Source organism: Psychromonas hadalis ATCC BAA-638, assembly GCF_000420245.1.
Classification (GTDB): domain Bacteria; phylum Pseudomonadota; class Gammaproteobacteria; order Enterobacterales; family Psychromonadaceae; genus Psychromonas; species Psychromonas hadalis.
Window position 1 is genome coordinate 1 of sequence record NZ_ATUO01000057.1, and the last position, 22,554, is coordinate 22,554.

Annotated in this window: 20 protein-coding genes; 1 reads left to right on the plus strand and 19 read right to left on the minus strand. The window is 40.2% G+C overall.

The genetic code is table 11. The annotated features are described in order from the left end of the window. Window positions 1–394: 394 nt before the first annotated feature. The 16 genes from G322_RS23330 to gyrA form a co-directional block, all read right to left on the minus strand. Window positions 395–565 carry a YegP family protein gene (locus G322_RS23330; protein WP_022941425.1) on the minus strand — a complete coding sequence of 57 codons (171 nt, stop codon included), beginning with the start codon at window positions 563–565 and terminating at the stop codon, window positions 395–397. Window positions 566–629: 64 nt separating this feature from the next. Then, complete coding sequence (gene tldD / locus G322_RS0108780) at window positions 630–2,075, minus strand: metalloprotease TldD (RefSeq protein ID WP_022941426.1); 1,446 nt, start codon at window positions 2,073–2,075, stop codon at window positions 630–632. Window positions 2,076–2,085: 10 nt separating this feature from the next. Beyond that, window positions 2,086–2,922: a carbon-nitrogen hydrolase family protein gene (locus G322_RS0108785; protein ID WP_022941427.1), complete on the minus strand. Its 837-nt coding sequence runs from the start codon at window positions 2,920–2,922 to the stop codon at window positions 2,086–2,088. Further along, window positions 2,912–6,793 carry a YhdP family protein gene (locus tag G322_RS0108790; protein ID WP_022941428.1) on the minus strand — a complete coding sequence of 1,294 codons (3,882 nt, stop codon included), beginning with the start codon at window positions 6,791–6,793 and terminating at the stop codon, window positions 2,912–2,914. The genes G322_RS0108785 and G322_RS0108790 overlap by 11 nt, the downstream gene beginning before the upstream one ends. Window positions 6,794–6,833: 40 nt before the next feature. Next, on the minus strand, window positions 6,834–8,306 hold the full coding sequence (rng, locus tag G322_RS0108795; protein ID WP_022941429.1) for a ribonuclease G: 1,473 nt from the start codon (window positions 8,304–8,306) through the stop codon (window positions 6,834–6,836). Continuing rightward, window positions 8,296–8,871: a Maf family protein gene (locus G322_RS0108800; protein WP_028866526.1), complete on the minus strand. Its 576-nt coding sequence runs from the start codon at window positions 8,869–8,871 to the stop codon at window positions 8,296–8,298. Before G322_RS0108800 ends, rng begins: the two co-directional genes overlap by 11 nt. 34 nt (window positions 8,872–8,905) lie before the next feature. Further along, window positions 8,906–9,388 (minus strand): rod shape-determining protein MreD, encoded by a 483-nt coding sequence (gene mreD / locus G322_RS0108805; RefSeq protein WP_022941431.1) that lies wholly within the window; start codon window positions 9,386–9,388, stop codon window positions 8,906–8,908. Next, entirely contained in the window at window positions 9,372–10,250 is an 879-nt protein-coding gene (mreC, locus tag G322_RS0108810; protein ID WP_022941432.1) for a rod shape-determining protein MreC, read from the minus strand. Before mreC ends, mreD begins: the two co-directional genes overlap by 17 nt. 25 nt (window positions 10,251–10,275) lie before the next feature. Continuing rightward, the gene (locus G322_RS0108815; RefSeq protein WP_022941433.1) at window positions 10,276–11,319 is read right to left on the minus strand and encodes a rod shape-determining protein; all 1,044 of its coding nucleotides are present in this window, start codon (window positions 11,317–11,319) and stop codon (window positions 10,276–10,278) included. Window positions 11,320–11,477: 158 nt separating this feature from the next. Next, window positions 11,478–11,708 carry a hypothetical protein gene (locus G322_RS20290; RefSeq protein ID WP_022941434.1) on the minus strand — a complete coding sequence of 77 codons (231 nt, stop codon included), beginning with the start codon at window positions 11,706–11,708 and terminating at the stop codon, window positions 11,478–11,480. 3 nt (window positions 11,709–11,711) lie between these two features. Then, entirely contained in the window at window positions 11,712–13,079 is a 1,368-nt protein-coding gene (locus tag G322_RS0108825; protein ID WP_022941435.1) for a TrkH family potassium uptake protein, read from the minus strand. Further along, window positions 13,076–13,738, minus strand: a complete 663-nt coding sequence (locus tag G322_RS0108830) for a potassium channel family protein (RefSeq protein WP_022941436.1) — start codon at window positions 13,736–13,738, stop codon at window positions 13,076–13,078. Before G322_RS0108830 ends, G322_RS0108825 begins: the two co-directional genes overlap by 4 nt. Window positions 13,739–13,830: 92 nt before the next feature. Continuing rightward, window positions 13,831–15,123 carry a 3-phosphoshikimate 1-carboxyvinyltransferase gene (gene aroA / locus G322_RS0108835; RefSeq protein ID WP_022941437.1) on the minus strand — a complete coding sequence of 431 codons (1,293 nt, stop codon included), beginning with the start codon at window positions 15,121–15,123 and terminating at the stop codon, window positions 13,831–13,833. A gap of 4 nt (window positions 15,124–15,127) precedes the next feature. Further along, window positions 15,128–16,252 (minus strand): histidinol-phosphate transaminase, encoded by a 1,125-nt coding sequence (gene hisC, locus G322_RS0108840; protein ID WP_022941438.1) that lies wholly within the window; start codon window positions 16,250–16,252, stop codon window positions 15,128–15,130. After that, window positions 16,249–17,334: a 3-phosphoserine/phosphohydroxythreonine transaminase gene (gene serC, locus G322_RS0108845; RefSeq protein ID WP_022941439.1), complete on the minus strand. Its 1,086-nt coding sequence runs from the start codon at window positions 17,332–17,334 to the stop codon at window positions 16,249–16,251. Before serC ends, hisC begins: the two co-directional genes overlap by 4 nt. A 67-nt stretch (window positions 17,335–17,401) precedes the next feature. Beyond that, window positions 17,402–20,125, minus strand: coding sequence for a DNA topoisomerase (ATP-hydrolyzing) subunit A (gyrA, locus tag G322_RS0108850; protein ID WP_022941440.1), 2,724 nt, complete (start codon window positions 20,123–20,125; stop codon window positions 17,402–17,404). Between the two features lie 250 nt (window positions 20,126–20,375). On the opposite strand from gyrA, the gene ubiG reads away from it, so the two are divergent. After that, a complete protein-coding gene (gene ubiG, locus G322_RS0108855) occupies window positions 20,376–21,116 on the plus strand; it encodes a bifunctional 2-polyprenyl-6-hydroxyphenol methylase/3-demethylubiquinol 3-O-methyltransferase UbiG (RefSeq protein ID WP_022941441.1) in 741 nt (246 codons plus the stop codon). Between the two features lie 241 nt (window positions 21,117–21,357). Here the strand turns inward: ubiG and G322_RS22225 are convergent, their stop codons facing one another. The 3 genes from G322_RS22225 to G322_RS0108875 all read right to left on the minus strand — a co-directional run. Continuing rightward, the gene (locus tag G322_RS22225; RefSeq protein WP_022941443.1) at window positions 21,358–22,017 is read right to left on the minus strand and encodes an HNH endonuclease family protein; all 660 of its coding nucleotides are present in this window, start codon (window positions 22,015–22,017) and stop codon (window positions 21,358–21,360) included. 12 nt (window positions 22,018–22,029) lie between these two features. Next, window positions 22,030–22,296, minus strand: coding sequence for a hypothetical protein (locus G322_RS0108870; protein ID WP_028866529.1), 267 nt, complete (start codon window positions 22,294–22,296; stop codon window positions 22,030–22,032). Continuing rightward, window positions 22,262–22,554: IS66 family transposase (locus G322_RS0108875; RefSeq protein WP_022941444.1), on the minus strand; the 293-nt coding region annotated here is incomplete at its 5' end. The genes G322_RS0108870 and G322_RS0108875, both read right to left, overlap by 35 nt.

Consider the following 22,554-nt stretch of genomic DNA (forward strand, 5'->3'; position numbering starts at 1 on the left):
AAATACAATCTGTTAGCTCTGAAGATATGACAAAATTAGCAGAAACATTAAAAGATAAGTTAGATAAATTCTCATTTGGCAATGCGAGCTGGAGTACCAATATTCGTACCGAACAACGTAATATTGCTAATATTGAAGAAAGTGATGATGTAGAGCTTTTTTAATCTCTTTTATCTCCACGCTAAAATAGAAAAAGGGACGTTTAGCGTCCATTATACCAATCCGCCTAAGTAACTGATCGTTTTTACTGGTTTAAATGACTAATATCTGTGTTGCATTCAATCGCAATAGCCGGCTATTACTCAATCATGCGCCTTAATCTTAGTCATTTATCCTGCGTAAAACCTGATCATTATATTAAGCGGAATGGTATTAGATGATGTTTTATATAAACTTAAAAGCGTGGAGAATCCTCTTTCATGCCATTATCTTGTGCATCTTTAATACACTCAGCTTCAGTCTCAAAATTTTTGCTCGAAGCACCTAACATCTGTCCATTTTTAGCGGTTTTATACCAACACCATTTATTTCTTGAATCGGTATAGACCTTCCATTTATCTGACATTTATTACTCCTATTCAATCCATTAAACTGATCACAGTAGAGTAAGCATAGTCTAAAAAATGTTATTAGTTTGTACCACCAACAGTCAATTGATCAATTTTAACAGAAGGTTGACCAACACCAACGGGAATACTCTGCCCTTCTTTACCACAAACACCGACACCCGTATCTAGCTCCATATTATTGGCGACCATCGAGAGATGTTTCATTGCATCAAAACCATTACCAATTAACGTCGCGCCTTTAATGGGCGCGGTGACTTTACCATCTTCAATCAGGTACGCTTCAGATGCGGAAAACACAAACTTCCCTGAGGTAATATCTACCTGACCGCCACCAAAGTTAGGTGCATAAATCCCTTTTTTAACACTGCTAATCAGTTCCTCATGCTCATATTCACCATTAAGCATAAAAGTATTGGTCATGCGTGGTAGCGGTAGATGTGCATAGGACTCACGGCGACCATTACCTGTTGGCGCAACGCCCATTAAGCGCGCATTGAGTTTGTCTTGCATGTAACCTTTTAATATTCCTTTTTCAATTAATACATTACGTTGTCCAGCAGTACCTTCATCATCTATATTAATTGAACCACGACGATCTTTAAGAGTGCCATCATCAACAATAGTGCAATGTTTAGAGGCAACCTGCTCGCCTATTTTTCCACTGTAAGTGGAGGTTCCTTTACGGTTAAAGTCCCCTTCTAAACCATGACCGACCGCTTCATGTAATAAAACACCCGGCCACCCTGCGCCAATAATAACCGGCATCGATCCAGCGGGCGCATCAATGGCATCAATATTGATTAATGCTTGGCGCACAGCAGCGCGCGCATAGGAAAAGGCTTGCGTTTCTCCTTCAACTGTATCGGTGAAATAATCAAGATCAAAACGACCTCCTCCACCCGCACTACCATGCTCACGTTTACCCTTTTTTTCAATTAATACTGACACACTAAAACGTACTAAAGGACGAATGTCAGTGGCCAATGTGCCATCACTGGCGGCGATTAAAATCTCTTCATAAACCGCATTTAATGAAACAGTCACTTCACAAACAGCAGAATCTAATGCGCGGGTAAAAATATCCACCTCTTTTAATAATGCTATTTTTTTCTCTTGTGGCAGACTCTTAAGTGGATCAGATTCACCATAGATAAGTTTCTGTTGTGTGGGTAAAATCAGCTTTACCTGTCGCTCTTGACCACTTTGAACGATACTTCGCGCAGCGGTTGACGCGTCAGTAAGCGCTTTCGCTGATATTTGATCTGCATAAGCAAAACCTGTTTTTTCACCAGAGACAGCTCGTATTCCCACGCCTCTATCGATATTGTAACTGCCATCTTTTACGATGCCATCTTCAAGCATCCAAGATTCATGACGACTCGATTGAAAATAAAGATCTGCATAATCTATTTGTGGCGTGCAGAGTCGGCCTAGTTGTAACTCTAAATCGGCAATGGATAACTGTGCAGGGGCTAAAAAGCGCTCACAAACTTGTTCAAAAGACATACTTCTTTCCTTATTTTAAAACGCTAATAAATTGGTTATGTGTTGTTATTGGCATACTCGTGCGTAATTCATCTAATTTTATTTTATTAAATGGGGCAGTCACACAACCTTCACCCATCTCAAGTTGGTCTAATACTTCTCCCCACGGAGAGATTATCATCGAGTGACCATAGGTTTCTCGGGAGCAAAGATGTTTTCCACCTTGATTGGCAGCCACGATATAACATTGATTTTCTATCGCACGGGCTTGTAATAACGGCAACCAGTGCGCCTTTCCTGTTACCTGTGTAAAAGCGGCGGGTAACAGCAAAATATCTGCACCTTGGCGACGCAAAGCCTGAAAAAGTGCAGGAAAACGCAGATCGTAACAGATAGCTAATCCTACTTTGTAGCTACCTTGTGCAGTTTGCCAATTAAAAAGCTGTAACGATTTACCCGCAATAAAAGTATCAGACTCTTTATAAACGGCTTGCTGATCTGCCACAAGCGCGTCAAACAGGTGAATTTTATGATAATGACAGATCAACTTGCCAGTGGGTGAAAAAACCAAACTTGAAGTATATATCTTGGCCTTAACAGCACTTTTAATCGGGAAGCTACCACAGACCAAATAAATGCTATATTGCTTGGCTAAATGGCTAAGTTGCGTTTGCCAAAAGCCATCATCCAGAGGCTCTGCTAAGACTAAATAATCCTCTCGCATTGCAAAACTTAATACGTTTTCAGGCAGTAAAATCAGTTGATTTTTTACAGGTGCTAAAGCAGTTAATAATTGTTTAATGCGATTTAAGTTCTCTTCTGGCGAGGCTGTACTAACCAGTTGCAAGGCACCAAGGCTAGAATCCATGTTTTCGTTCACCTTGTTGCTCACTCATCTTTTGTAAAACCTCACTATTCTCCAACTTTATTTTACCACGCTGACGGGTCACCAATTTGATCGTAGGATTACTTAAATCCCCTTTTACACTGAAATCGACGCGGATAATAGTATCGACCACAGGCTCTAATATTTTGGTCAGCATCAACACAGCAGCACCTGTTAAGGGATTAATGGCAAAGGCGGCCAATACCGGCAAGCTAGAGGTCACAGCGGGGCTGTAACTAAATTTATAATTGGTATCTTGGTTAGGCAAGTCAATTAAACCATTGCCGGTTATTTTCCCTGCCGAGCCATCTAAATAAAAGTCATCGTTACTGATCACACCATTTTTAATATTACCTGAAAATGTTAACTCATCAAAATTGAATCCTTTGGCAAACACATTATCAAATTCTAAATTTAACGAACGACGAATACCATCAAGACTAAAAACACTTAATAAACGTGCGCCTTTATCACTTACCTCGGTAATTGCACCATCGGTTAGCCGCCCTGAAAATGCCCCATTTAATGATTCAACATTTGCCTGCCACGGCGCGCCAATCCAATTAAATGCACCTGTAAGCTGTGCTTTTTGATGGTAAACAGGGCTAGAAAAACCAAAACGTTTTATAATACTATTGTTTTTATCACCTTCACTGTCAACAATAACATTGGTACGACGCTGATCCCAAAATCCTGAGATATTGGTAAACTCATTGCCCCCTCCAATCTTTAAATAATCAATATTAAGGCGTTTCTTGGTGGGGTAAATATGCAAACTAACGGGAGATAAATCGATCTCTTTATAAATACAGCTTTCACACGCAATAAATAGCTCAGGATAATCTGCACGTAAATTTTCACTCTGAGGTTTCATTGCCTGTTGCGCCCCTTGAAACAGTGTTGTATCAAACTCTTGAAAGTTAATTTTCTTGATATCTACATCAAAGCGCACGGGAATGCCAGGACGATACTCAATAAAGGTTTGCAATTTATCAGAGGCAATTTTTGTTTGCCAACGACCATCATGGGTCGTTGCGTTTGCGCTGAAAATAGTAAGAGGCTGATTAAAGAGGTTAAGATGCTTAATGTTTACATTGATCTCATCCAACGCAACAAGTGCTACACGCTCCTCTTCTAATTCATTAACCGCTTCTGGGACAAAATTGTCTTTTTCAGCTAACCAATAGTTATACCAATCACTGACATTTAACGCCTCTAAATTAACATTAATAATTTGTTTATTGTTATCAAGAACATTTATTTCTGATTGACCAATAGTAAGGTTAAAGTAGGAAATGAATTGCTTGCCCGATTGGTAATCAAGCCGGCCATCAAAGCCAAGTTTATCTTCAATTGCGATTTTTACGTGGGTGCTATTATCACTGCCTGAGACACTAATTTCAGTTGGCCAGGCATGCAGTGGGTTCTTATAAAATGGTGCAGGCAGTTTACCTTTAACCCCTTGCGTGGCAGAATTTAAGGTCACATCAAACTGGTAACCTCCTGAATATTGATGCTTAAACGTTACTTTTCCAAGCCAATCTAAATGGCCCGATAACTTTAGAGGTTCAAGTTGCTTATGATAACGACTTAATGCTGTCAGCTCCCAAATACCACTGACATCCGCATCAATTTGATAATTATTTTTATTTTCAAGTGTATTAAAAGAGAGCTGCAAGGGCTGTTCAAACAGTGATGCGCTGATATTTTTAGCGTTTAAATTACCATCAACAAAAGTAAAACGACCATTAACCGCGTTTAGTGGCATCACTAAACCATCAGCAAGTTCAACGTTCAACTCATTGTTTTTTAGTAATATCTCCCCCGTAATTTTAGTTTGCACTTGCTCACGATTAAATGGCACACTGATGGTGAGATCGCCCGTAAGGTTGCCATGAATATCAATAATAGAAAGCGCTTTACCCACACTATTTTTAAGCGGTGAGGCTTTGAGGTAATCACTGATTTTTTGTGCATCTTCACTGATTTTTGCTTTAATAATTAACATACCATCAGGATGTAGGTGATCCACTTTAGCAGTTAATTTAGCGACCTTAACATCACCTAAAGAAGCACTTTTTGAATCCATTAATAGGTAATCATTTTCAAAAAACAGATCTAAATCTAAATTTGTTAACCCTTGCCACTTACCATAAAAATCATATTGTGCATCACGCAGTGGTATCCATGCTTGGAAAATACCGTTATTTTGTAAGTAAGGATAATGGTTAAATGCCCCATACCAGAGAATTTTCGCGCCCTTTACATGCCCCTTCTTAAGCGTCGGTTCCAGATATTCAAAGACACTCTTACCCAGTGCTTTTTTCGGAAGATAATATTGCACTTTACTGGCATCATTAAGTGAGGCATAACTGTATAAACTTAAAAAAGGGCTTTGATTTTTTGCTTTTTCATTGGGCAGAAAAACAGAAAATTCAGTGATTGTATCAAGCTCATTAGTGGTTAGTAGTGTCTGCTCACTAAACAGCTTTAATCCCGTTTCTGTTTGTAACCACTGCATGGCAATATCACCTGACTTAACAGGCATACTACGGCTAAATTGACCATCAAAATAGATCTTCTGTTTAGGCAGTCTAATATGTAAATAGCCGTTTTTTAGTGAACCAGAAAGTTCGATATTGGCATTACTTAAGCCGGGAATAACACCAACTGGGCGGTTTTTGAATGCATTTAGCTTCACGCTAAATTGAAGTTCATCCAAGCTGTTTTTAGAAAGACCAATCTGTTTAATATCGGCATCAATATCAAATGCCCTCAATGAGGTTATCTGCTCTGCGCTAAGATCTGAATATAAAAGATAAAAAGGGATCACATCTTTAACAGCTAAACCATTGAGGTCTAAGCGCATGGTGCTTTTATCTCCTTTACCACTAACCTGAAATTGCGTCTGCTGCCTTTGATTGCGACTAATATCAAGATCATAGCTGTCTAACAACCAGCCATTATCACTGTTTGTTAGCTGTAATAAACCACGATTAAGCCCCCAACTATGGGTTCTATTGAGCTGTGACCAAGAGAATTTACTTTCTTTTAATTGCAGTTGAATCGTATTTATCTTATTAATTGAAAACGTAACCCATGCATCAAATCCAATGACAGCTTCAATGATCTCAGCATCTTTATGAGTCTGTTCAATCAAGTAATCGGTGATATTGAGGTTATCTGCTTGTAGATATAGATTACCTGAATCATTTTCAGGAAAAAGATCCACGACAAATTTTAAGCTATTTTTCCCAAATGTATCAGGGAAACTTGCTTTACCAATACCTTGATGCTCATCCCCTTCGTTTAACCAACGTAACTGTTCTATAATAATAGTTTTGGGTTTCCCTAGCTGATCGGTGAAGTTAACCGTGCTATTTTTAATTGAAAACTTTTTGAATTGCGTTAAAAAAATATTTTTTAGTGTTTCAATGGTGAGCTGAGATTTTCCTGATGGGTCACGGCCTGATGATGTTGTTTTTATAGTGAGTTCGGCACCTTGTAAAGAGATACGATTAAAATTTAACTGCTGTTCGGTCACTGAATCCCAAAAATTCAGATGTAAAAAAACATAATCAAGTGTTAATACAAAAGGCAGATCTTCTGAATCAAGTAACTGCACGTTATTTAATGTGAGTACCATGCCCGAAAAGTCAATACCCGCCGAAAGGTCATCAACAGAAATATTTACTTGATATTCGGAGGTTAACCACTCAATGGCTTGCTCTTTATAGTCTTCAACACTAATAAATAAAATGCGCGCGGTGCTCAGTAACACCGCTAATAAAACTAGCTTTACGGCGATTAAAATATAAAAACGCTTTAACCAGCGAACGGTAAAATGTTTCAATTATCGTTCCATTTTTTATGACTTTTATTCACGCTATAACTCACATCATTACAACATCAAACTGCTCAGGGCCATACATCGGTTCAGCATTAATTTTCACCTGTTTTTCCATAAACAAGATCAGCTCCCCTAAGCTATGTGATTCATCGCCCTGCAGTGCTTCTGCAACAGCTGGTGAGGTGTAAACGACAAAATAATCCGCTTCATAAGCACGATTAACACGTAATACTTCACGCAAAACTTCATAACAAACCGTTTCAACGGTTTTAACATAACCACGGCCATTACACTGCGAACATTCCCCACAAAAAATATGTTCAAGGCTCTCCTGTGTGCGTTTACGCGTCATCTCGATAAGACCAAGTGGTGAAAAATCATTAATATGGGTTTTCACGCGATCTTTAGCAAGGGCTTGCTCAAGGCTAGTAAATACACGGCGCTTGTGTTCATTTGAACGCATATCAATAAAATCAAGAATGATAATACCACCCAGATTACGTAAACGTAGTTGACGTGCAATCGCTTGTGTCGCTTCAATATTAGTATTAAAAATGGTTTCTTCTAAATTGCGATGACCCACAAATGCACCGGTATTAATATCCACGGTGGTCATCGCTTCAGTTTGATCAATAATCAGATAACCACCTGATTTAAGTTCAACTTTTCGTTCCAGCGCACGTTGCACCTCATTTTCAACATCAAACAGATCAAAAATAGGACTTTCACCTTCGTAATACTCAATTTTATCTGTCAGCTCAGGCACGAACTCGCTAGTAAACTCTTTGAGACCTGTAAAAGTAATTTTTGAATCTACACGGACTCGATCGATTTTTGTGCCAACAAAATCACGTAAAATACGATATGGCAACACTAAGTCTTGATATAGCAGTTTATTTTTAGATTTATGGCGCGCTTTGCGTTTTAATACTTTTGCCCAAACACGTTGTAAGAAAGCCGCATCATGTTGCAACTCTGCTTCTGGCGCGCCTTCGGCAGCCGTGCGAATAATAAAACCGCCCAATTCATTAATGCAGGTTTGGGTGATTTTCTTTAAACGGTTACGCTCTTTTTCACTCTCAATACGTTGTGAAACCCCGACATGCGCACTGCCCGGCATAAACACCAGATAACGTGAAGGCACAGTAATATCAGTGGTTAAACGGGCACCTTTTGTGCCCAGTGGATCTTTCACCACCTGCACCATGATATCTTGTCCTTGACGCACTAATTCAGAGATATCAGCCACCTTAAACTGTGCTTTCTCTGTCTGTGCAACACACTCAGTATGAGGCACAATGTCCGAGGCATGTAAAAAAGCGGCTTTATCTAAACCAATATCAACAAAAGCCGCTTGCATACCCGGTAAGACACGACACACTTTGCCTTTATAAACATTACCAACAATCCCTTTGGTCGCTAAACGCTCAATATGTAACTCTTGTAAAATGCCACCCTCAATCAACGCCACACGCGATTCTGTTGGGGTGATATTCATTAATAACTCAACCGACATAAGACGATTCCTTTATAAATTCTTTAATTAACTGATCTGTTTCATAGAGAGGTAAACCAACGACTGCACTGTAACTGCCGTTAATATTAGTAACAAATTTCCCTCCAATGCCTTGAATACCATAACCGCCTGCTTTATCAAGAGGCTCACCAGTATGCCAATAATCACTTATTTCTTGTTCAGTGAGTTGCTTAAAACTGACCGCTGTTTTTACTAAAATCTGTTTTGTGTGTTGGTCGTTAACTACGGCAATGGCCGTGAACACCTGCTGTGTTGCGCCTGACATGATTAACATCATTTCACGCGCATGGGTTTTATCACGAGGCTTCTCTAAAACAGTCTCCGCAACCACCACAATCGTGTCAGCACCTAATACCGGTCTATCTTTTTGACTATTTATAAAACCTGCTTGTGCTTTTTGCAACGCTAAGCGTGCCACATATTGCACTGGCGACTCAGCAACATCTCTTTGCTCTTTTATATCTGCTTTTACGCGTGTAAAGGAGACGCCTATTTGGGTTAAAAGTTCCGCTCGGCGGGGGGAATTTGAAGCAAGGTAGATCATGGTCTCACTCAGTCTATTATTGTTGTTATTCATACTATGAAACCTTAAAACGCTGGCGAATATAGCGCATAAAAAAGAAGAACCATGGCCAGACTAACATCGAGGTAAATATCGACCAAAAATAGTGTTTATGTAATACGATATCCTGCAAACTAGACGCTAACCAGTACAGAGCAAACTTAGTAAATAAAATAAATAAACCCACTAACAGTGTTGTTTGTACCATAGTAAAGTAACGAATGCGCTGATAGCCGATACTGACAAAATAGGCCAGTAACGAAAAAATTAATGCATGTGTACCCAGTGTTGAGCCTAATAATAGATCTAATAAGAGCCCGAGTACAAAAGCATGAGTAATACTAACGCGGTGCGGTAACGCTAACACCCAGTAGAAGATAACCAGTACTATCCAATCAGGTCTAAAGGCATTTAAAAAGAGTGGCAGAGGATAGATTGCACCAATTAGTGCGATAAAAAAACTGCTATAAATAACACGATAACTATTCAGCAGAGGCATCTTCGCTCTCCAGATCTAGCGCAGACTCAGATTCTGTATATTGATGATCATTCCATAATAATAGCAAATAACGACTTCGGTCTAATAACGCCACAGGTGTTGCTGTTACCTCTGCGTATAAAGCCCCCTCTTGATAGTCAAAACGACTTATTTTTGCAACAGGGTAACCTGCTGGGAAACGTCCGCCTAAACCAGAGGTTACGAGTAAGTCTCCCTCTTTAAGATCAGCATTACTCTGCACAAAAGGCAGATTAAGTTTATTCCATGCACCACTGCCATGCACAATAGCAACAATATCATTACGCTGTACTCGCACCGGAATACCATGACTTGCATCGACAATCAGGAGCACACGACTGGTGGTACTGCCCACTTGTGAAACCTGACCAACGACCCCTTGTTCATTAATAACAGGTTGTCCAAGGTAAACACCATCAACTGCACCTTTGTCGATAAGCAGTTGATGAGTAAAGGGATCAGAGCGTAAACTCATCACCTCGGTGATCATACGTTTAGCACTAAAGTTACGTTGCGAATGAAGCAGTTCACGCAGTTGCTTATTTTCATTTTGCAACTGTGTTAATAAAAGGCGATCTGCTTTTAGAAAGAGGTTATCTTTTTCTAGTTGCATATTACGATCTTTTAATGCTTGGCGTGTTAATAAGTTTTCAGAGATTGTACGAAAGAACTTTTGTGGCGCGTCTGCCACATATTGAATCGGGCTGACTAACGAGTTGAGGTAGATCCGTGATGAGGCAAACAGATTAAACTGGCTATCTGCTAAAAACAAAACAACCGAAAAGGCTATCACAATGGATAGCCTTAATAAAAATGAGGGACCGCTCAGGAAAATAGGTTTCATTATAAATCTTTACAATAGAAGAGAATTAGTCGGTGCTAAAAAGCTCACCGCCATGTGTATCAATCATCTCTAATGCCATACCGCCCCCACGTGCAACACAGGTCAATGGGTCGTCAGCAATAATAACTGGAATACCTGACTCCTCAGAAAGTAGTCTGTCAATTTCACAGAGCAATGCGCCGCCACCTGTTAAGACCATGCCTTGCTCAGCAATGTCAGCTGCAAGTTCCGGTGGCGTTTTTTCAAGTGCTAACATTACCGCTGCCACAATACCGCTTAATGGCTCTTGTAGTGCCTCTAAAATTTCATTGCTATTAAGGGTAAAGCTACGGGGAACACCCTCCGCAACATTTACGCCACGTACCTCAATCTCTTTAACTTCATTGATGGGATACGCAATAGCAATACTCTTTTTAATACGCTCAGCGGTCATTTCACCAATCGTACAGCCATAATTACGACGTACATAGTTAATGATCGCTTCATCAAATTTATCACCACCAATGCGTACAGAGGCAGAATAAACCACACCATTGAGTGAGATAACCGCAACTTCAGTGGTACCACCACCTATATCAACAACCATTGAACCTTTCGCTTCAGAAACGGGCATGCCCGCACCAATTGCAGCCGCCATTGGTTCATCAATTAAAAATACTTCACGTGCGCCTGCACCTTGTGCTGATTCACGAATAGCACGTCGTTCAACTTGTGTAGAGCCACAAGGAACACACACCAGAACGCGTGGGCTTGGACGTAAAAAACTGTTGTTATGTACCTGTTTAATAAAGTGCTGCAACATTTTTTCTGTGATATAAAAATCGGCAATCACACCATCTTTCATGGGACGAATAGCTTGAATATTACCCGGTGTTTTACCTAACATTTGTTTAGCCGCATGACCAACAGCAGCAACACTTTTGCCTGCGCCATTTTTGTCTAAACGAATAGCAACAACAGAAGGCTCATCTAGTACGATACCTTGATCTTTGACATAAATAAGTGTGTTTGCGGTTCCTAAATCGATCGACAGATCGTTAGAAAACATTCCTCGAAACATTTTAAACATGAATTTTATCCAACAGGGCTAAAGAATAATAAATAATATAAGCATGCACTTTAGCAACCCTCTTATATTTCATCAAGGAAAGAAAGTGAATAGCGTCAGTTATCAGTGTTTTTCTTGATAACTTTACACATATCTGTTCACAAAACAGACAATCATTTTTACTGGCTATCGGAATCACTCGATTGTGACTCTTTTTCCTGTAAAAAAAGGATCAGTAAATATATTTTACTTGGGATCACCAGTAATAACCCAATGCCAATAATAAGACTGACCATCACAATGCCCTGCACCCCCATTGAAACCGTTAAATCAGTAAAAGTGGCTAACCCTCCCCCTAAGATGACCAATAGCAGCCCCAGCCAAAAACAAATCTTCATAACGATTTTCATTTTTTATCCTGTAAAAACATGCCCCTCGGGGTATTTCAATAATGTAGGTTTAGGGTGCGCTAACATGTACGCCAATGTTAATGGCCCAATACGACCAATAATCATCACCACCACCATAATCAGTTTACCGGTGTCCGATAAGTTCGCCGTTAATCCAGCGGTTAAACCCACGGTTGCAAAAGCAGAAATAGTCTCGAACATCACCAAATCAAAAGAGGCTTCTTCTGTGATCATCAATAAAAACATGGCATTAATCAATACTAAAAAACTGACCACTATAATGGCTAAACATTTAGTCACGGTATTCCAAGGCACAGATCGTTTTAAAATAACCACTTTATTATGCTGTCTTAAAAAAGACCATGTGGCCACCATTGCAACCACAAAAGTAGAGACTTTAATGCCTCCCCCCGTTGACGTTGAACCCGCACCGATCAGCATCAATACCATCATCACTAACAGTGCGGGATGCGTAAACTGACCAATATCGATACTGTTAAAACCCGCAGTTCGAGCGCTGGCTGATTGAAAAAAGGCAACTAACCACTGCTCAGAACTACTTAGTGGCGCTAATGTATTAGGATTATTCGACTCTAATAACCAAAATAGTAATGTGCCAACAAGCAGTAAAATTGGAGTGGCGATCAACATTATTTTGCTGTGTAGTTGCAAATGGTTAAAACCACGAAATAGATTACCATGCAGATCGGATACAACCGTAAAACCTAATCCACCAAAAACAAACAAACCTGCCATGGTAAAAATAATCAGGGGGTCGCCAAGATAACCCTCCATACTATTAGAAAAAAGCGAAAACCCGGCATTATTAAACGCAGAAACCGCATGAAATAACGCACTAAATAGTCCTTCAGACCAGCCCATTTCCGGGACAAATCGAAACGCTAATAACAGTGCGCCAAACAGCTCTGCGACACAAGAAAATACGACGATATGTTTCACTAAACGTCTGAGATTAACCGAGTTACCCTGCCCTAACTCCTCTTTGGTGATTGATTGTTGACGTAAACTAAGGCGTAAACCAAACATGTACAATAAAATAGCGGAGAGTGTCATCTGCCCTAAACCACCAATTTGCATCAACAGCATTAACAGCAACTTTCCCGTAAAGGTAAAATGCTCACCCGTATCAACAATACCAAAACCTGTCACGCTAATAGCAGAAGTTGCAGTAAATAGCGCATCAATAAAACTCAGCCCAGAAACAGAGAAAATAGGCAGTGTCAGTAGTAGGGCAGCCGGGAACAAAATGGCTAGAAAGCTAAATAAAATGACGCGAGGCTCTGACCAACGCTTTTTACCCCGCTCCCCTTTGAGGTAAAATACGGCACTTTTTTTATAAAATGAACTCATAGGTTTCTTAATTGTTCAATAATATTTTTTTCTTGGCCTGCAACAATTAAAATATCACCAATCTCAAGCTTAGTGGTTAGCTCAGGGTGATTATGTAATGTAGGCCCACGTTTATACGCTAAAATACTGGTCTCTTCACTCTGGCAACACGGGTGTTGATTAATCATTTCACCAAAGTGTTTCCCACCCACCACGACTTCTGCAATCGCTAATCCACTGCCCAATGATAAATAATCAAAAATACGTTGATCAAGCATATTACGTGCAATGCGGATACCCATGTCACGCTCAGGGCTGATAATTTTATCGGCGCCGATTTTCTTGAGAATTTTTGCGTGGTATTTATCTTTGGCTTTAACCCAAACGGCTTTCACACCCGACTCTTTTAATACTAAGGTGGTAAAAATACTGGTATTAACATCATCACCAATCGCCACCATCACCACATCATAATCATCAAGTTTAAGCTCTAGCACCGTCTCTTCATTGCTACAATCAGCAACAACGGCATGACTAACAAACTCAGCCGCTCTTTTGACATGATTTTCAACCACATCAACCGCTAATACTTGCGCGCCTTGTGAGGAAAGTTCCTGACACAATGCCATACCAAAACGCCCTAAACCGATCACAGCAAACTGTTTATTATTAAGCTTCATCACCCTAACCTTTAGATTAAATTCACAAAAGCATTAGACAATAAAAAGCCCTGCAATTGCAAGGCTCTATTTCACACTACTGCTGAATGACGTTATTGGCTAACAGATGCCAGCTTTTCAAAGTAATCAGGGAATGTTTTAGAGGTACATTTAGGATCGTTAATCGTTACCGCCGTGCCACTGAGCGCCACCAGCGAAAAACACATGGCAATACGATGGTCATCGTAGGTATCGATTATCGCGTGTTGTATCTGCTTTGGGGCTGTAATTTCAATAAAATCATCCCCTTCAACGACCGTTGCGCCCACTTTACGAAGCTCCGTTGCCATCGCAAACAGTCGATCTGTCTCTTTCACACGCCAATTGTGCACATTCTTAATTTTAGTGGTGCCCGTTGCAAACAGCGCAACCACTGCAATGGTCATGGCCGCATCTGGAATATGGTTAAAATCCATATCAACCGCTTTTAACGTGCCTTTGCGGGCAATAATATAATCGTCACCCCATTCGATATTTGCACCCATCGCCTCTAATGCATCAGCAAATTGAATATCACCTTGCACTGAATTTCGCCCAATACCGGTGACTTTAATCGTGCCACCAGCAATAGCAGCAGCAGCTAAAAAGTAAGAAGCCGATGAAGCGTCCCCTTCCACTAAGTAGTTACCTGCAGCGGTGTAAGTTTGACCCCCTTTGATGGTGAATTTTTGATATTCACCTTTTTCATTATCAACTTCAACACCAAAATCAGACATGATTTGTAGGGTGATTTTGATATAGGGTTTTGAAACGAGCTCACCCACAATCTCAATCGTTGTATCTTCAGTTGCCATCGGCGCAGACATTAAAAAAGCGGTTAAAAATTGACTAGAAACAGAGCCATCAATTTTAATATGACCGCCTTTAAGGCCAGTGCCTTTGATTTTAAGTGGCGGATAGTTTTCATTTTTAAGATAAGTAACCTGTGCCCCCGCTTGTTGCAGTGCATCGACTAATGAGCCAATAGGACGTTCAAACATGCGTGGCTCGCCCGTTAACACGTACTCACCTTGGCCTAAACAAAGCGCTGCACACAGTGGACGCATTGCGGTGCCGGCATTACCTAAAAACAGCTCTAGGGAGCCTAATTCAGTGGTATTAAATGCACGCCCTAACCCTTCAACAACACACTGCGTTTTATCATCAGATAACTGGTAACTCACACCTAATTTTTTAAGGGCATTTAACATATGACGAATATCATCACTGTCTAATAGATTGGTTAAGGTCGTTGTACCCTTTGCAAGCGCCGCTAATAATAGCGCACGATTAGACAAGCTTTTTGAACCCGGCAGATTGATTTCACCATCAACTTTCTTGATTGGATTTAATAAAAGTTGTTCCATTTTCTTAACTCTCTAAGTTTAATACTTTGGTTAACGCTTCTTTGAAGCGTTGATTTTCACTGTGTGTGCCAATACTAATACGCAGGTGGTTAGGTAAACCATATCCAGTGATCGGACGTACAATCACGCCCTCTTGCAATAATGCCTGATAAACGCTGTCCCCTGTTCTCTTATCACAAGAGTTACCGACATTAACAGTAATAAAGTTACCCATAGATGCGATATATTCAAGGTTATTATCGGTAAAGAAAGCACTTAAATCTTCCATGCCTTCATTGTTTAAAGCAACACTTTGTAGCAGATAATCTTCATCATTTAATACCGTTACGGCTGCTTTTAATGCCAATGCATTACAGTTAAAGGGTTGACGTACACGATTTAAAATATCAGCAATTTCTGGGTGTGAAATAGTATAACCAACACGCAATCCTGCAAGTCCATAAGCTTTTGAAAATGTACGTGAAATAATCAAATTTGGAAATTCAGCTATCCATGCAATCGCATTACCGCGACGCGCTGGCTCTGCGTACTCAAAATAAGCTTCATCCAATACCACCAGCACATTGCTTGGCACTTTTTTCAGGAATGCTTTTAACGCATCTTGCTCTAAAAATGTACCCGTTGGGTTGTTAGGGTTAGCAATAAAAATCAATTTAGTGTTAGCCGTGATAGCCTCCGCCATCGCCTCTAAATCATGCCCGTAATCTTTCGCAGGTACAGCAACCGCTGTTGCGCCAATCGCTTGAGTGACAATCGGATAAACCACAAACGCATGTTGTGCAAACATCACTTCATGGCAGCTTGATACAAACGCGCGCGCAATCAATTCAAGTAGATCGTTTGAGCCGTTGCCTAAGGTAATTTGATCAATATTCACACTGTATTTATCAGCCAATGCTTTTTTCAGATAATAACCATTTGCATCAGGGTAGCGGGTTAATCCCGCTAATTCGTTTTGCAAAGCATCTTTAACAGATTGCGCTAACCCTAATGGATTTTCATTAGAGGCCAATTTTACAATATTTGTAATACCCAGCTCACGCTCTAACTCATCGGTTGGTTTACCCGCTTGGTAAGGATGCAATTTTTGCACGCCTATATTCGCAAGTTTTAAGAAATCTGTGCTCATTGTTGCTCCTCAAAGGCTTTCATAAAATCAACCAAGGCTTGCACGCCCTCTATTGGCATTGCGTTGTAGATACTTGCGCGCATACCCCCGACCAGTTTATGACCTTTTAATGTTAATAAACCCGCGTCTTTTGCTTGCGCTAGAAAGGCCTCATTTAAGCTATCATCGACCAGTGTGAAAGGAATGTTCATGCGACTACGTACGCTTTTATCAACATTATTTGTATAAAAGTCTGAGTCATCAATAAAATTGTAAAGCAACTCTGCTTTAGCGATATTTTTCTTCTCAACTTCAACTAAGCCACCCTGCTCTTTAAGCCACTTAAAAACCAGCCCAGCCAAATACCAAGTATACGTGGCAGGGGTGTTATACAATGAATTTGTTTTTGCTTGTACTTCATAATCAAAAATAGAGGGGATCGCTTTACGGGCATAACCTATCAAGTCATCACGTACAATCACAATAGCCAAACCTGAAGGACCAATATTTTTCTGCGCACCCGCGTAGATAATGCCAAATTTAGAGACATCAATCGGGCGCGATAAAATCATTGAACTCATATCGGCAACCAGTGGCACCACACCTGTTTCAGGAATGTCAAAAATTTCAATGCCTTCAATGGTCTCATTGGGACAATAATGGAGATAAGCAGCACCCGCATTAATTGGCCATTCACTACACGGCTTCACCGTCAACTTTCCAGAATCCGTTTTAGTCATGATATCTGTTTCACTAATACGGGCGTGTTTTTTAGCTTCAACGACTGCTAATTTAGACCACTGCCCTGTTAACAGGTAATCAGCCTCTAATTTATCGCCTAATAGGTTAAGCGGCACAGCGGCAAACTGACCGCGACCGCCACCATGACAAAATAACACTTTGTAATTATCTGGAATTTCCATCAAATCACGCAGATCCTGCTCCGCCGTGGCAGCCATTTTTATATATTCAGGACTACGGTGGCTCACTTCCATCACCGACACACCTAAACCTTGCCAGTTACAAAACTCTTTTTGTGCTTGTTCCATTACTGCGCTAGGTAACATTGCCGGGCCTGCACAGAAATTAAATATTTTACTCATATCTCTATTCTCATTCGCTGTAAACAAAATAAGCGACCGAGGTCGCTTATTTTTATTTACTTGCTAATTATTCTGCAGAATCGTCACTGCTTTGTTGCTCATCTTCCGCTACGTTTTCTGGTTCGTTTGAATCAACTTTTTTACTTGTATAGTCAATTTCAACTTCCTCTTCGTAAACAGGTAACTCTTTTACCTCTTCGATACGTTGTAACGCAACAATTTTTTCATCGTCACGTGTTTTGATAAGCGTAACACCTTGGGTATTACGCCCTACAACTGATACGCCACTTGCAGGCGTACGTACTAAGGTACCTCGGTTGGAGATAAGCATGATCTCATCTTTTTCATCAACTTGTACCGCGCCAACCACTTTACCGTTACGCTCACTCACTTTGATAGAGATAACACCTTGGGTTGCACGACTCTTCGATGAGTAATCATCAAGCGGTGTACGTTTACCGTAACCATTTTCAGTAACGGTTAAAATGTGCCCCGTTGCATTTGGAATGATCAACGAAACAACGCGCTCACCCTCTTTAAGTTTGATACCACGAACACCTGTTGCAGTACGTCCCATTGGACGAACACCTTTAAACTTAACTTCTTGCTGACCGTTTTCATCAAGCACAGGATTGCCATCTTCATCAACCACTAAGGTTTCTTCCGCTTCTTTAAAGCGAACCACTTTACCTGCATCAGAGAAGATCATGATCTCATTCTCACCATTGGTAATTTGTGCGCCAATCAGCTCGTTATCATCATTAAGGTTAATCGCAATCAGGCCACTTGTACGTGGGCGGCTGTAAGCACTAAGTGCGGTTTTCTTAACCGTACCATTTGCAGTCGCCATAAACACAAACTTGTCATCTTCGTAATCACGAACAGGCAGAATAGCGGTAATACGTTCACCCTCTTCAAGCGGTAAAATATTAACAATCGGACGACCACGTGCTTGACGAGAAGCCAATGGCAACTGGAACACTTTTAACCAATACAAACGACCACGTGTTGAGAAACATAAAATCGTATCGTGGGTACTTGCAACAAGTAACTTCTCGATGAAATCTTCATCTTTCATTTTCGTTGCAGATTTACCTTTACCACCACGACGCTGTGCTTCGTAATCGGTTAGAGGCTGATATTTAACGTAACCTTCATGAGACAGGGTCACAACCACATCTTCTTCGGTGATCAAATCTTCTATACACAGATCGGTTTCAGAGGCAGTAATTTCAGTGCGACGTTTATCCGCAAAGTTAGCGCGAACCTCTTGTAACTCTTCTTTAATTACTTCCATTAAGCGATGTGGGTTTTCTAAAATAAACAGTAACGCGGTGATAACATCGATCAGTTCTTTATATTCATTTAAGATTTTTTCATGCTCAAGACCCGTCAACTTATGCAGACGCATATCAAGAATCGCTTGTGCTTGTATTTCAGTCATGAAGTACAAATCGTCACGCATACCAAACTCAATGGCAAGGTTATCAGGACGTGCGACATCAACACCTGACGTTTCCAACATAGCAGCCACGTTACCCAGTGCCCAACCTTGTGTTTGCAGTGCAACTTTAGCTTCTGCGGGGGTTGGCGAGTTACGAATCAATTCAATAATAGGTTCGATATTTGCCAGTGAGATAGCCAAACCTTCAAGAAGATGCGCACGATCGCGTGCTTTACGCAGTTCAAACACCGTACGACGAGTCACCACTTCACGGCGATGACGAACAAACGCTTCCAACATCTCTTTTAAACTAAACAGTTTAGGTTGACCGTGATCCAGTGCCACGGCATTAATACCAAATGAAACCTGCATCTGTGTTTGTGCGTAAAGATTGTTTAAGACCACCTCACCCACTTCACCACGTTTCACTTCAACCACCATACGCATGCCGTCTTTATCAGACTCGTCACGTAGGGCACTGATGCCTTCAATTTTTTTATCTTTGACCAGTTCCGCAATCTTTTCAATCAGACGCGCTTTATTAACTTGGTATGGTAGTTCATGCACCACAATTGTTTCACGACCGGTTTTTTCATTGACTTCGATGTCTGCTTTAGCACGGATTTTCAGTTTACCACGGCCGGTTTTATAAGCATCAATAATGCCTTGACGACCATTAATGATGCCGTAAGTTGGGAAATCGGGACCTGGAATAAACTCCATTAACTCTTCAACCGTGATATCGGCATTTTCAATCAACGCCATACAACCATCAATCACTTCACCTAAGTTATGCGGTGGAATGTTAGTTGCCATGCCCACCGCAATACCTGATGAACCATTAATTAATAGGTTAGGAATTTTAGCTGGCATCACCTCAGGGATCATCTCTGTACCATCGTAGTTAGGTACAAAATCAACGGTCTCTTTATCAAGATCCGCCAGTAATTCATGAGCGATTTTATCCATACGGATTTCTGTGTAACGCATCGCAGCAGCACTATCACCATCGACAGAGCCGAAGTTACCTTGACCATCAATGAGCATATAACGCAGTGAGAAGTCTTGTGCCATACGAACAATGGTATCGTAAACCGCAGTATCACCATGTGGATGGTATTTACCGATTACATCACCAACAACACGTGCTGATTTTTTGTAAGGTTTGTTCCAGTCATTACGCAGCACATTCATGGCAAATAACACACGGCGATGCACAGGTTTTAAACCATCACGCACATCGGGCAAAGCACGCCCGACAATTACGCTCATTGCATATTCGAGATAAGAGTTTTTTAATTCGTCTTCAATGTTAATTGGAGAAACGTCAGATGCATATTCGCTCATAAAGGGAGAAATCCTCAAATTTTTAGGGTGACGTAGTTTATCATAAAAACATTCAGTTACCGCCTCTTTTTAATACAAAAGAGCCTTAGCATCGTTTTATGGGGCAAATAAGGGGGATTAACGCTTTAGCGCTCACTTTTCAACCACCACAAAAAACAGCAAAACACCTTAAAAGGGCTAATAAATCAATTTATAAAGTTTTTGCTTATCGTTATACTCTGTTTACTACTTTTTCTTGGTAACTAAATTTATGTCTGCAAACACAACCTTAATTGAAAACAGCTCTTTTACAGATAATGTTGATCCACAAGAGATTGAAAAATTTTCTGCGATGGCAGCGCAGTGGTGGGATTTAGAGGGAGACTTCAAACCTTTACACATGCTAAACCCAACACGCCTCGAATATATCGAACAAGGTGTTGAAGGGTTATTTGGTAAAACTATTGTTGATGTTGGCTGTGGTGGCGGTATTTTATCGGAGAGCATGGCAAAACAGGGCGCAAGTGTAATAGGGATTGATATGGCGCACCCTTCACTGCAAATCGCCCGTTTACATGCCTTAGAGACCCAAACTAAGCTTGATTACCAAAAAATAACCGCTGAAGAGTTTGCAAGCCTACATCCACAGCAGTTTGATGTTGTCACCTGCATGGAGATGTTAGAGCATGTACCCAACCCCGCCTCTATTATTAAAGCCTGTTGCGAGATGCTAAAACCCGGTGGCACGGTCTATTTTTCAACTATTAATAAAACCTTTAAAGCGTACCTGATGATGATTTTAGGCGCAGAGCATTTATTAAAATGGATCCCTAAAGGCACACATGAATATGAAAAATTTATCCGTCCTTCATTATTACTGGCAGATATTGATAAAACATCGCTCAAATGTGAAGACTTGTGTGGCGTTGAGTTTAGCCCGTTTACGGGTGGTTTTAATATCACTAAAAATGTGGATGTGAATTATATGTTGCGCTGTGTGAAGCGCGGGTAAACAAGCAATAAGGCGAAAGGGAGCTGTCAGTTTTTAGCTGTCAACATTCAGTAAATACCTATCGTCGTGCTCGCAATAGTTTAGCCAAAGCATTAGAATTAAAGTAGGAATCAGTATGATCTAATGCCCCAAATAAAGCCCCGAACAGTGAAACTTCTTGTTTTTTTAAATACCATTGAATTAATAATTTAAATCTATGGTATCCCATATGCGGCCCCATTGATGTTTCTACGGATTCAAATCAATTTATAAATAAAGGAGTTATAACACCAGAATATTCGGTGTTGTTTTTTATTAACCACCGTTTAAATGCAGTAAATTTGCTAGCGTTGTTCACTTCGTACTTAATATCGTCAAGATCATCTGCATCAGGCTCTAGTAAATAATCTTTTACTAAATCTTCAAAATAGTTAAGTTCATTTAATATATCTTCGACTATAACCTCTGCCTGTATTTTCTTGCGTTTATTTGTTCCTTTATAAACAGAATTAAGTAAATTGATCGTGTCTACGTGAAGATTACTACCTTCAAGCTGAGTTAATATAATTTGCTTTCCCAAGGGGTTTAGTGGCTCTATTTCATAGCTGATATGTTGCTCAGGGAAATCCTTTGTACAATCCATTAACTGCTTAAAATCATCAGACTTGATCGCATTACAATGTTCACAAGCATTAAAAATATTAAACCAATCGAACTTTTCATTAATTCCTAAACACTGTGGACGAAAATGTTCAATTCTTATTGATTTAACTTTATCTTCACATATATAGCATTTTCTACGAAAGTCTAAATCTAACTGACCAATTACAGAATCTAAATTATAAGTGCCGCTAGAAAGCGTTTTTTGATGTGCTAGTTCATCTTCTACATTTTGATTACTAGCTTTTGAAAAATGTATCACTTAGCTAGTCCCTTATTTTAAATCCAATGATTTTAGTTCACGTTCAATGGCGGCATTTTTGTATGTGGGAACTGACTGTAACTCTTTTTTAAGCATCTTCAATTCTTTGCGTTTTTCTCTATCAAGTTCATCATTTTGAATTAATGTTTTATATTGGTTTATTTTCTTTTTTAGGACGGCAGAAAACTTTTCAACTTCAAAATATCCTTCAACTAATGCTTCGTAAGCGTCTGGGTAATGGCACCTAGCTACGCTTAATATTCCATGGTAGCAACGCATCAATATCATTCGGGTTTTCAGCAATCTGCTGCAAGCAGGTTGCGATATAATCATGAACAATAAGATCATTCGCTTTTGCTGTTTCAACCAAACTATATAAAATTGCACTCGCGTTCGCACCTGTATTGGTGTACGAGAATAGCCAAGCCTTACGACCTATCACAAAGGGCTTCACTGCACGCTCTGCTCGATTATTATCAATGCTTAACCTGCCATCTTCGAGATAACGCTGGAATTTTTTAAATTGATTTAAGCTAT